The following is an 11,946-nucleotide window of genomic DNA, read 5'->3' on the forward strand; positions in this document are numbered from 1 at the left end:
GCCTAAGCGGGCAAGGTAACGGTGAAAGTCGTGCCCGCATCGGGCTGGCTGCGCACTTCGATGGTGCCGCCGGCATTCTCAATCAGGCGCTTCACCATGAACAGGCCCACGCCCGAGCCTTCGACGTGGGTGTGCAGCCGGCGGAACATGCCGAATAACTGCGTTTGCTGCGTTTCGTTCAGGCCGAGGCCGTTGTCCTGCACTTCGAGCACCACTTGCTGGGCGGTACAATGGGCGCGCAGCTGCACCTGGGCGGGACGGCCCGGGGCGCGGTATTTCACGGCGTTCGAAAGCAGGTTATACACCACCGAGCGCAGGGTTTTGGGGGCCACGCGCACGGTTTCGCAGTCGGTAACCTGCACCGTGAGGCTGGCCGAGGCGGCCTCGATGAGCGGGGCCAAATCGAGCTGCACGTTGCGGATGAGGGCGGCCAGGTCCACGGTTTCGGTGGCTTCGGGCTGCTGCAGCTGCGAAATGTCGGTGAGGTGGCCAATGGTTTGCTGGAAGCGCGCCACCGAGCCCTCCATCAGGTTGAGGAGGCGGGGCACGAGGCGGCCTTGCATCACCTCGGTGGGCAGGTCGTGGCGCAGGGCATTCAGCAAGCCTTCGATGTTGGCGATGGGCGCTTTGAGGTCGTGCGAGGCCGTGTACACGAAGGTGTCGAGGTCGGCATTGGTGCGCGAGAGGCGCTGGTTGGTGTCGTGCAGCTCGCGGTTGGTGGCCTGCATTTCCTCGTTCAGGGCCTGCACCTGCTGGCGGGCGCGCACCTGGTCGGTCACTTCCACGCCCATGGCCATGATGCCGGTGGGTTGCTGCTGGGCATCGAACAGCGGCTGAAACGCGAAGTTGACGTAACCCTGGCGCGTTTCGCTGGTGCCGAGCTGGGGCAGCTGCACGGGGGCCTCGGTCACGAAGTGCGGCTTGCTGGTGCGAATGACCTCCGCAAAAATCTGTTCGAAGCCCTGGCCCGCCGTTTCGGGCAGGGCCTCGAAGTAGGGTCGGCCCATTACCTGGGCCGCCGGGCGCTGCCAGATGGCCTGCACGGCCTCGTTGGCCAGCTCGATGTTGAACTCGGGGCCGCGCAAAATGGTGATGGGTACCGGGGCCTGCTCGAAAATGCGCTGCAGCTCGGCCTGCTGGTCTTCGAGCTGCAGGCGGGCGCGCACCTGCTCGGTCACGTCGTAGGCAAAGGCGGCCACGCCCACGATGCGGCCGTCTTCGCGGTAGGCCTGGTAGGCGAGCGTGACGTAGCGCGGGCTGCCGGGCTGCAACTCGGCCAGCGGCAGGTCGAGCACGGTCTGGCTTTCGCCGGTGTTGAACACCTCGTCAATCAGCTTCACCAAGCCGGCCATGCGGATGCGCGGGTACACCTCGGCAATGGTGTGGCCCAGGAGCGGGCCGGTCCATTCTTCGGGCGGAAAGAGCTCGGCGAAGGCCGGGTTGAAGTATTCGATGCGGTGGTTGGGCTCACGCAGCAGCACAATGGCCGGCGCGGCCTGCTCGAAAATCTGGTACAGGTCCTGCCGCTGCTGGCCCTGGCGCTTCAGCACGGCCATCATGGCGGTTTGCAGGGTTTCGGCCTGCTTGCGGGCGCGCACCCGGTCGGTCACATCGAGCACAAACGCCAGAATGCCCTGTGGCTGCTGCTGCGCGTCGAAGAGGGGCTGGTAGAGCAGGTCGATGTAGCGCTGCTCGTCCTGGCCGGTAATCGGGTTGTGGAGCAGGGCCAGCGTTTCGGTGCCGATGAAGGGCTGCCCGGTGCTGTACACCTGGTCGAGCAGGCTGATAAAGCCTTGTTCGGCCACTTCGGGCAGGGCTTCGGCCACGGTTTGGCCCAGCACGGCGCGGCCGGCCACCAGCGTCTGGTAAGGCTCGTTGAAGTACGAAAAACGGTGCTCGGGCCCGCTAAGCGTAGCAATGGACGCTGGCACCTGGCCCAGAATCAGGCCCAACAGGGCCTGCTGCGCCCGGGCATGCTCGCGCTGCTGCTCGGCCTCGTACTGGGCGGCGCGGGCTTCGGCCGAGCGGGCCGTCACGCGCATTTCCAGCTCTTCGTTGAGTTGCTGCATCTGCTGGCGGGCCAGCACCTGGGTGGTGACCTCGGTGGCGACTACCATGGCCCCGTACACGCTACCGTCGGCCTCGTACATGGGCACGTACACGAAATCCCAGTACACGGTTTCGCGGTGGCCGTTGCGGTCGTGTTGGGCTTCCATGGCGTGGGCCACGTGGGGCACGCCGGTGGCCATCACGCCATCCAGCAATTGTTCGTAGCCCATGCCGGCCACTTCGGGCAGCGCCTCAAACAAGCCCTTGCCGATAAGCTGCTCCTGGGTGCGGCCCCACAGCCGGGCCACGGTGGGGTTGGCCAATTCGATGATGTAGTTCGGGCCGCGGTACACGGCAATGGCAATGGGGGCCTGCTCGAACACGCGCTCCAGCTCGCCGCGCTGACGCTCGGCTTCGGCGCGGGCAGCCTGCTCGCGGGCCTGGCTTTCGCGCAGAACGGCCTCCACGGTGGTGCGCGAGTGGCTGGCGGTGTCCAGGAAGCTGGCCACGAGCTGCTCGCCCTGCCGCCGGGCGGCCACCTCAAAATAATTGTCGAACCCCTCGGCCTGGTAGTGGAAATCGTGCCGCCCGGCCTCGCCCGTCTCGAACACGCGCCGGAAAAACGCGAATACGCCGTTGGTCCAGGAAACCGGGAAGTGGCCTTGCAGCGTGCCGCCCGGCTGGCCGGGCCAGCCGCCCATCTGCAGCGCGGCGGGGTTGAGGTAATCGAGCCCGAAGTCGGCCAACTCGCCGCCCTCGGCCGCGTAGTGCGGGCGCAGCAGCAGAATGGGCGTGAGGGCCACTTCCAGCACGGTGCGTAGCATTTCATCGGCCGCCGGAGTAGCAGAAGGCAGGGCCGAAACCGTAAAATCAGGCATAAATAATTGAAGAGAAATCCGGCGCTGCCCGGCCGCGGTCTCAGGGTTGAGCACCCGGTAAACCCGACCTTAGGAAGATACGAGCCAAGGCCGAAACGTGCGGTAATCGACGTTTCCTGGGTTTCCGGTTCGCAGCGACTACGGTCGTGCTGCCTTACGTAAAAAAGCTGCCCGCGGCTACTTACTTAGCCGCGGTCATTTGCTGGGCCAGCTTCACGGCTTCGTACAGGTTCACGATGCCGCCGGTGCGCGAGAGCGTGGCGAAATCGACCAGCTTTTTGCTGCCCGGCTGCTGCACCTGGGTGTGGTAGGGCACCGCCGACTGCATAATAATCTGCTTGAGCTGCACCGCCGTGAGCTGCGGAAAGTAGGCCTTGAGCACGGCCGCCTCGCCCGCCACCACCGGCGCGGCCATGCTCGTGCCGCTGAACGTGGAGTAGGTATTGCCGGGCGTACTCGAATAAATGGCCACGCCGGGCGCGAACACGTCCACGGTTTTGCGCCCGTAGTTCGAGAAGCTGGCGGCCAGCTCCGGCGTGTTCTGGCGGCTGCTGGCGCCCACCGTCAGCAGGTTAGCAATTTCCTCGCCGCTGAGGTATTGGGTGTTGGGGAAATGCGGGGTCTGGTCGGTGTTGTCGCCGCTGTTGCCGGCGGCGTGCACCAGCAGCACGCCCTTCTGGGCGGCGTAGCGCATGGCCGCATCCACCACGGTTTTCTCGGGCGAAAAGTCCTTGCCGAAGCTCATGCTGATAATCTGCGCGCCATTGTCCACGGCGTAGCGGATGGAGTTGGCCACGTCCTTGTCGCGCTCGTCGCCGCTGGGCGTGGAGCGCACGCCCATGATGCGCACGGCCCCGGCCACGCCGTCGGCCCCGCGCCCGTTGCCGCGCAGGCCGCCGATGATGCCCGCGCAGTGCGTGCCGTGGCTGGCGTCGGGGCCCTGGGTGTCGGGGTTGCCGTAGCGGGTTTCGGTAAGGTCGTCGACGTGGTCGCCCACCAGGGCGCGCGGGTTGTAGTCGGGGTTCAGGCTCATGTCGAGGCGCTTGCGGGAGCGGTCCACGGCTTCGGTCAGGCTTTTGGCGGCTTCATCGGCGCTGCCCAGGCCGGCGCGGCGCAGATAGGCGTACACGGCTCCGGCTTCGGCACTCAGCTCGGGGCGGGTGGCGGCGGCGGTGCGCAGCGTGGCCGAATCGAGCGCGGCCGTGCCCAGCGCCTGCTTCAGGCGGTCGAATACGGCCGCGTTCTGGGTTTGCGCGTCGGTCATGCGGGCGTAGCGGGCCTGCTCGGCCTGCTTGTCTTTCTCATAAGAGGCCTTGGCACGCTCGTAGAGGTCGAAGTTGGCGCGCTCGGCAGCGGGCACCTGCTTGCGCGTCTTGCCCTCGAACTGGGCTCGGTAGCGAGCGTAGATGCGCGTCTGCTCTAAGGTTTCCACGGCGATGTTGCGGCCGTCGGCCCCGCCCAGGAAGCTCCAGCCGCGCACGTCGTCGGCGTAGCCGTTGTGGTCGTCGTCGAGGCCGTTGCCAGCCACTTCGCGCAGGTTGCGCCAGAAAATTGGCTTCAAATCCTGGTGGGTCGAGTCGATGCCCGAGTCAATGACGGCCACCAGCACGGGCGTGGCGGTGCGGCCCGCCAGCAGCTCCCGGTACGCCCGGTCGGCGCTGATGCCGGGTACGCCGTCGGCCTGCAAGTCGAGGTGCTGCCAGCGGCGAATCTGCTCGGGCGTGAGCGGCGACTGGGCGCGGGCGGCGAGGGAGGCGAAGGAGAGCAGGCCCAGCAGGGCGAGGCGGGAGAAGGGGAGAGGCATGAGAAAGCAAGGGAAAAGCAGCCGCAGGCCGGCGCGGCCTGGCAGCGAAGATAAAGCCCGCGACGAAGCTATTCATTCGCCGCGAAAGACCGGAAAAAAAGCCAATGCGCGGGGTTTTCGTCTGGGCATTGTTCGGAACCGGGCACCTGGCCGATGGCGGACGATTTATGAAAAGGCATAATGCTGATTTTTAGATATTAATTATTGATAATCAGCATATTGAAAAAATGGCACGCTGCTGGAAATACTATTGATGTCCCCGGCCCGCTACTGCTCGAAACCGGACACGAACAGCGGCGGGATTCCAGTCCGGTCCGGGGTTTTCCTTCTTCCATCTCCTTTTTTCTCCACTAGTATGAATCGTTTTGCCAACCTCCGTCCCGCCACGCTTGCGCCCGAAAACCTTGCTGCCAGCCGCTCGAACCGTCGCATCGTACCTGCGCTGCGGCTGAGTTTGCTGACCGCCATCTTCGGCGTAATATCGACTGCAGCAGCCCAGACCCAGCAGCCCGCCGTGCAAATGAGCCAACCCGATGCCTCAAGCCTACGCCTGCGCTTTGATAATCCAACCATGCGGCCGGTTTACCTCGCCGTGCTGAATCTGAACAACGGCGAATTGGTGCTCAGCGAAATCCACCGCGAAGCCGCCTACGGCACCCGCCTTCTGTTCGATAAGCTGCCAGCCGGCTCCTATGCCGTGTCGTTGCGCGTGGGGCGCGACCGGTACCGCTACGCCGTGCAGGTGGCCGCCAATGCAGCCGGCAAGCCCACTATTGCCGTGCGCGAAACTACCACGCACCGCGTCGAAAGCGGACTGGCAACGGCCCGGCTGTAGGTTTCGTGGAGTGGCATGTAGAACGTCATGCTGAGCGCAGCCGAAGCATCTCTACCGCAGTAGTAAACCATTTAATTGGATTGCATTGTGCAGTAGAGATGCTTCGGCTGCGCTCAGCATGACGTTCTAAACCTAAGACTCACTGCTGCCCTAGCAGCTCCTCCGCCGCGGCCCACGGCGTGAGCTGCCCGCTCGCCACCGCCGCCTGCACTGCGGGGAGCCGCTCGCGCACGACCGGGTTGGCATAAAAACGCGCTTCCAAGGCCTGAGCCACGCTTTGGTGCAGCCACTGGAGCTGCTGCTGCTGCCGCCGCTGCGCAAAGTAGCCGCTGGCCTGGGTGGCGGCAGCGTAGGCTTCGATGGTTTGCCACACCTCGGCGATGCCGGTGCCGGCCACCGCGGAGGTGAGCAGCACCGGCACGGTCTGGCCCGAGGGCGGGGCCGGGAACAGATGCAGCGCGCTCTGGTAGTCGACGCGGGCGCGGCGGGCGGCCTGCTCGTTGCCGTGGTCGGCTTTGGTGATGCACAGCGCGTCGGCCATTTCCATAATGCCGCGCTTCACGCCCTGCAACTCGTCGCCGGCCCCGGCCAGCATCAGCAGCAGGAAAAAATCGACGAGACCGTGCACGGTAGTTTCGGACTGGCCCACGCCCACGGTTTCGACAATGATGACGTCGTGGCCAGCGGCTTCGCACAGCAACAGGGCCTCGCGGGTGGCGCGGGCCACGCCCCCCAGGCTGCGCCCGGCGGGCGAAGGCCGGATGAAGGCCGCCGGCTGGGCCGCCAGCCAGGGCATGCGCGTTTTGTCGCCCAGAATGCTGCCGCCGCCGCGCTGGCTGCTGGGGTCCACGGCCAGCACGGCCAGCTTGAGGCCCTTTTCCTCCACCAAATGCCGGCCCAGCGCCTCGATAAACGTGCTTTTGCCCACGCCCGGCACGCCCGTGATGCCCACGCGCAGGCTGCGGCCGGTGTCGGGCAATATTTCCTGCAGCACCTGCTGGGCCAGGGCCTGGTCAGAGGGTAGAGTGCTTTCGACCAGCGTGATGGCGCGGCCCAGCACGGTGCGGGAGCCGGCCCGGATGCCGGCGGCGTACTCGGCGGCGGAAAGGCGGGAGGGTGGCAAGGGAATAATTGGGCTTAGCGTCGGATTGCAAAGAACGGGGGTTTGCGACCCGAGTTGGCTTTCGGAGCCGCACCGGCCGACTTTATCCCGGCTTTGGCCGACGTGAGTTGGCGGCTTCCGCCGAACCGGCTTCTTTTGTAAGCTGGCGCGGGCCTGTTGCCGCGCCGCCCGTGCCATGAAAGCTTCTGCAATTACCGTTTCGCTGCTGGCCGCCGGGCTGGCGCTGCCCCTCGCCGCCCGCGCCCAGAACGAGCTGAGCAACTTCTCGGCCACCGGCCGGGGCGGCGTTATCAATACGTTTGCTTCGGATTATCAGGTGATTGGCATCAATCCCGCCAACCTGGGGCGAGTGCCCAATTTCCGGGTGGCCTTCACGGTGGGCGAAGTGGGGGCGGGCATCGGCTCGCAGTCGCTCTCCCGCACCACGTTCCAGAACCTGCTCTCGAAAGGCAGCCAGACTCTCAGCCCCGCCGACCGGGCCTCGCTGGTGACCCAGCTCACCGGCGACAACGTGCTGAACCTGAACGTGGACACCAACCTGCTCGGGCTGGCCATCACGCTGCCCAGCGGCCTCGGCGGCATTGCCTTCAGCAGCCGCCAGCGCGTGGCCGGCCACCTGGCGTTCAACCGCAACACCGCCGACATCCTCGTGAACGGCCAGAACGCCGACGTCATCCGGCAGTATTACCCCACGCCCAACACCAGCGGCAACCCCACGCCCACCAACCCCAACGCGCCCTTCATCTCGACGGTGCTCGACGGTACCAGCATTCAGGCCGCCGTCACCAACGAATTCAACGTGGCTTACGGAGTGGAAGTCATTGAGAATACGGGCTTTCATCTCTCGATTGGGGCCGGCTACCGCTACATTCAGGGCATTGGCATTGCCGATATCCGTGCCACCGGCGGCACGCTCACGGCCTACACCTCGCTCTCGCCGGTGTTTGATGTAGACTACGGGGCGCTGGCCACCAACGCGGCCAACTTCAACTACGAGGCGGGCTCCGGCCTGAAGCCCGTGGGCCACGGCCACGGCTTCGATGTGGGCCTGGCCGCCGAAGTGGGCAAAATCGTGCGTTTGGGCGCTTCGGTGACTGATTTGGGTTCGATGACCTGGACAGGCAACGTGCTCGAAGCCTCTGACCAGAAGCTGCAGCAAGTGTCCTCTACCGGCGTGCAGACCTACGACGTGCTGGCCGAGCTGGCCCGGCAATTCGATGTGAACAACCGCAACCTGTTCACCTACGAAACGGCCAAGGAGCGCACCGCCGCGCTGCCTACCAAGCTGCGCCTGGGCGGCGGCATCCGCATCAGCAAGCTCTTCGAAGCCGGCCTCGATGTAACCGCACCGCTAAACAAAGTGGCCGGCAACCTCACCGCGCCCTTCGTGGGCGTGGGCTTCGACGTGCGCCCCCTGAGCTGGCTGAAGCTAAGCAGCGGCATCAGCGGCGGCGCGGGCTACGGCACCAGCCTGCCCGTGGGCCTCACGCTGGTAACCTCGGTGTGGGAAGCCGGCATCAGTACCCGCGACGTGGTGGGCCTGGTCAGTGAAAACTCACCCTACTCGTCGGCAGCGTTTGGCGTACTGCGGTTCAAGATTGGCGGCAGCGAGTAGGGCGAAGGCAACAAAGAACAATAAGTACGTCATGCTGAGCGCAGCCGAAGCATCTCTACTGCACAATGCAATCCAATTAAATGGTTTACTACTGCGGTAGAGATGCTTCGGCTGCGCTCAGCATGACGTTACTTCTGCTCGTTTCGTAAACCGCTACGGCACTACCACAAACGCGGGCAGGCCCAATTTGCTGCGGCGTCCGCCCAGCTTCAGGCCTTCATCGACATACTTGCAGTCCTTGCCCAGGGCGTTGGGCTGCTCGATGACGCCGAGGTTAGGGTTGTCTTCGCGGGCCACGTAGATGCGGCCGTCGGGCCCGCGCTGCAGGGCGCCGATTTTGCGGTTGGCCGACTTGCCCACTAGGGTCTTGGCTTTGGTTTTGAGGTCGAACTGCCAGATTTGGGTTTCGCCGCCGCCCACGCCGTTGCAGGTGCCGTAGAGCTTGCTGCCGTCGGGCGAAAACTCCACGCCGTAGGCCTCGGCGAAGGGCCCGAAGCTGCTGGCGTTGCTCACCTTGCCGGTGCTGCGGTCGAAATCGTAGAGCTCGAAGCGGTTGGTTTCGCGCCAAAGGGCAGCAGCCAGGTGGCGGCCGTCGGGCGAGAACTTGAGCGCGCCGATGGCGTTGCGGCCGGGTCCGGCGTTCATGCTGCCCACGTTGCTCATCAGGGGTTTGCCAGCCACGCCATCGGCCGTGAGCAGGTAGCTCACGAAGGCGTTGGAGTTCCAGCGGTGGGCCACAATCCACACGTCCTTGCCGTTGGCGTGGCGCACGGCGGCCAGCTTCTCGGCCACCGGCTGAATGAGCAGCATGTTCACACGGGGCAAGTCGCCGAGGCCGTCGGCGCGGGTCATGTCGACAATGGAGTAGCGCAGGCCGTTAGGCGTGCCCTGCGGAGCCACCGTGAAAATGTAGAAGATGTTGCCCGAGCCCGGGTCGGGCACGATGAGGGCCGACTGGGTGCTGCTGCCGCTGCCCATCAGGTGCACGCCGTTGGGCATGGGCTTGTGCAGGCGGTTCCACACGGTTTCGCCGTTGGTGTAGAAGAGCAGCTCGCCTTTGGCCGTGGTGGCCACGGCGCAGCCCTCGTAGGTGCTCATCTTGCCGTCGTTCAGCGGTTTGGGCGTGCCATCAGCAAAGGTCAGGCCGGCCTGCTGGCCGAAATACCAGATATCGGTGGGACGTTGGGCGCGGGCCGCCCCGGCAAGCAACAGCGGCAGCAAAACAAGAAAAAGGCGTTTCATAGGGTAAGCAAAGCGGGTGATGATGCGGCGTAAACGAAAAAACCGTGCCGGGTGGTGTAATGAGTACATCTAACGAACGTCATGCTGAGCGCAGTCGAAGCATCTCTGCCGCGTAATGCAATCCAATCGAAAGGATTACTACTGCGGTAGAGATGCTTCGACTGCGCTCAGCATGACGTTCTTTTTTTATCTCGTTGTAAAATTTCCTACTGGCCGGGCCAGCAGCAGCCCCAGCACGCCCAGGAGCCCCAGCGGCGGCAGGAAATACAGAAAATGCAGCTCCACCGGGTTACCCAGTGCCAGCGCAACGCCATTGAGTGGCAGCAGCAGCGGCAGCAACAGGAGTAGCAGCAAGAACTGCCTGCGCCGGGGCTGCTGCTGCGTAAATGCCAGCAGCGGCAGTAGCAGCACGGCATCATAATACAGGTGGTAGGTGGTGAGCAGCGTGAGCGTACTGATTACCAAAAACAAATACCAGCCGGCCAGCCGCTGGCCCCGCCGCCACTGCCGCGCCAGCCAGCCCAGCGCCGCCAGCCACAGCGCCCCGTGCAGCCACGGGTGCCCGGCGCTGCTGCCGGGCCGCAGCCACTCCAGCACGTTGCCTAGCTCCAGCCGCAGTGTGAGGCCCTGAGTAAGCGGATAGTCGGGGTCGGCCGGGTCGAAGGATTGGGCACGCACCTGCGCCAGCAAGTGCTGGTAGGTGGGCAGCAGCTCCGACGGAAAAGCCGCCCAGTGCCACGCCAGCGCGCTCAGCAGCGCCACTACGGCAGCGGCCACGGCCAGCGCCCGCCACTGCTTCCGCCAAAGAAACCATGCCACAAACGGCAGTAGCAGCGTGACTTTAAATGCGGCCAGCCCCAGTAGCAGCCCCGCCAGCACCGGCCGCCACCCGCGCGCCAGAAGAGGCGATGCTGCGCTTTCGACAGCTGCTTCAGTAATCCCAGCGCCACTCGTCGCCAGTGCTTTGGTGCTACCCGCTGCCACGGCCAGCGCCCCCACGCCCAGCGCCAGCGCCGCAAACGTCGGCTGGCCCGTGAGCAGCGCCGGCACCGTGCCCTTCAGTGCCAGCGCCAGCAGCAAAAACTGCCACCATAGTACTGCTGGGGCAGCTTCGGCCCGCAGCACGCGGGGCCACAGCCTCGCCAGCAACCCCAGGCTCAGCACGGCCAGCGCGTACCACAGCGGCCACGCCACCGCATACGGCAGCTGCCCGACGGACACGCCAAACAGCGCCGCCGCCCACGGCGGGTACAGAAACGGCAGGTTGGGCAGGCCCGGTTGGGTGCGGCTGGCGAGGTGTTCGCGCTGCGCAATGCGCTGCCATCCGGCTTTCAGCGTGGCATCGTCGTAGGGGTTTTCGCCTTGGCGCAGCACCTCCTGCCCCACGTAGCAGGTGCGGAAATCCATGGGCCGGTCAGCATCGGGCCGGGGCTCGCGCAGCACGCGGCTGGCGTGGAAGGCGGCAATCAGAAGCAGAAACAGCAGGAGCAGGCGCGGCACGGGGGCAATGTAGCGCGAACTTTTAGTTCGCGTCGCCGGCCCGCTCAATGTAGCGCGGACTTTGTAGTCCGCGTATCTGCGCCGTTAAAACCGTCCGGGTGCGCAAAATGTAGAGTTCGCACTACAGCTACTGCGCGGCCAGGGCAGCCGGTGCGGCTGGTTCGTGGTGCTGCTCGAAATACGCGTAGCCCGGCCGCAGCCCGCGCCAGTAGGCCAGGTGCGGGCTGTTGGGCCGTTTCGCCAGCTCTGCATCGGTAATGGGAAACGGGAAAATGTGCACTGGAATAGCCGTTTGCCCGGCCGCGCGGGCCAGCACGGCCAGCAAATACACTTCCTCGATGCCCGCATCGGTGATGGGCAGGCAGCCAATCGTTACCTCGCCGCCGTGGATGAAAATGTCGCCGCCCGGGTCGGGCTCGCCCAGGGCGCGCTCGGCGGCGGTGGGGTAGTTGAGGCCCAGCGAGAGGTGAAAATTGCTTTTGGGGTTGAAGCGGTCGATTTCGTAGAAGCCCTCTGGCACCTGGCCGTCGCCGGCCCGGCGCTTGGGCCCGAGCGTGCCCGAAGTAGCCGCCAGCGGATAGGCGTGCAGCAGCTCATACGGGCCGCCGTTGCGGTTGCGCGCCCACACTTCGAGCTCGCGGTGGGTTTTCAGGAGCCGAAACAGGATTTCGAGCCGGTCGGGGTCGAGGGAGCGGGCACGCAGCCGGGCGGCCACCACCGGCCCCGCCGTGGCCCGCGCCGCCCGCACCCGCGGATACGTCAGCTGCTGCCGCCAGAATGCCGCGCTGCTATCTACCGGGGCCGGTTTGGTGCACGACTGCGCCAGCAGCGGGCAGCCGGGAAATAGCAACAACAGGTAGCACGACAGCCGACGCAGCATAAGGCACAATCCGGAACGAT

8 protein-coding genes are annotated in these 11,946 nt (G+C 65.4%); 2 read left to right on the plus strand and 6 right to left on the minus strand.

The features are described 5' to 3' along the window. Nucleotides 1–2: 2 nt before the first annotated feature. Together MON38_RS16385 and MON38_RS16390 are read right to left on the minus strand one after the other, a co-directional pair. Complete coding sequence (locus tag MON38_RS16385; RefSeq protein WP_241937225.1) at nucleotides 3–2,927, minus strand: PAS domain-containing sensor histidine kinase; 2,925 nt, start codon at nucleotides 2,925–2,927, stop codon at nucleotides 3–5. A 181-nt stretch (nucleotides 2,928–3,108) separates the two neighbouring features. Then, nucleotides 3,109–4,731, minus strand: coding sequence for a S8 family peptidase (locus MON38_RS16390; protein ID WP_241937226.1), 1,623 nt, complete (start codon nucleotides 4,729–4,731; stop codon nucleotides 3,109–3,111). Between the two features lie 355 nt (nucleotides 4,732–5,086). Between MON38_RS16390 and MON38_RS16395 the strand changes: the two genes are divergently transcribed. Continuing rightward, nucleotides 5,087–5,566: a hypothetical protein gene (locus tag MON38_RS16395; RefSeq protein WP_241937227.1), complete on the plus strand. Its 480-nt coding sequence runs from the start codon at nucleotides 5,087–5,089 to the stop codon at nucleotides 5,564–5,566. Nucleotides 5,567–5,705: 139 nt separating this feature from the next. On the opposite strand, the gene meaB is transcribed toward MON38_RS16395, so the two are convergent. Next, nucleotides 5,706–6,689, minus strand: coding sequence for a methylmalonyl Co-A mutase-associated GTPase MeaB (gene meaB, locus MON38_RS16400; RefSeq protein WP_241937228.1), 984 nt, complete (start codon nucleotides 6,687–6,689; stop codon nucleotides 5,706–5,708). A 175-nt stretch (nucleotides 6,690–6,864) separates the two neighbouring features. On the opposite strand from meaB, the gene MON38_RS16405 reads away from it, so the two are divergent. After that, complete coding sequence (locus MON38_RS16405; protein ID WP_241937229.1) at nucleotides 6,865–8,304, plus strand: DUF5723 family protein; 1,440 nt, start codon at nucleotides 6,865–6,867, stop codon at nucleotides 8,302–8,304. Between the two features lie 153 nt (nucleotides 8,305–8,457). On the opposite strand, the gene MON38_RS16410 is transcribed toward MON38_RS16405, so the two are convergent. From MON38_RS16410 to MON38_RS16420, 3 genes are all read right to left on the minus strand, one after another. Continuing rightward, a complete protein-coding gene (locus tag MON38_RS16410; protein WP_241937230.1) occupies nucleotides 8,458–9,546 on the minus strand; it encodes a TolB family protein in 1,089 nt (362 codons plus the stop codon). Between the two features lie 186 nt (nucleotides 9,547–9,732). Beyond that, nucleotides 9,733–11,046 carry a glycosyltransferase family 87 protein gene (locus tag MON38_RS16415; RefSeq protein ID WP_241937231.1) on the minus strand — a complete coding sequence of 438 codons (1,314 nt, stop codon included), beginning with the start codon at nucleotides 11,044–11,046 and terminating at the stop codon, nucleotides 9,733–9,735. 127 nt (nucleotides 11,047–11,173) lie between these two features. Further along, nucleotides 11,174–11,926 carry a L,D-transpeptidase family protein gene (locus MON38_RS16420; protein ID WP_241937232.1) on the minus strand — a complete coding sequence of 251 codons (753 nt, stop codon included), beginning with the start codon at nucleotides 11,924–11,926 and terminating at the stop codon, nucleotides 11,174–11,176. Nucleotides 11,927–11,946: the final 20 nt, after the last annotated feature.

Source organism: Hymenobacter cyanobacteriorum (assembly GCF_022631375.1).
Taxonomy (GTDB): Bacteria; Bacteroidota; Bacteroidia; order Cytophagales; family Hymenobacteraceae; genus Hymenobacter; species Hymenobacter cyanobacteriorum.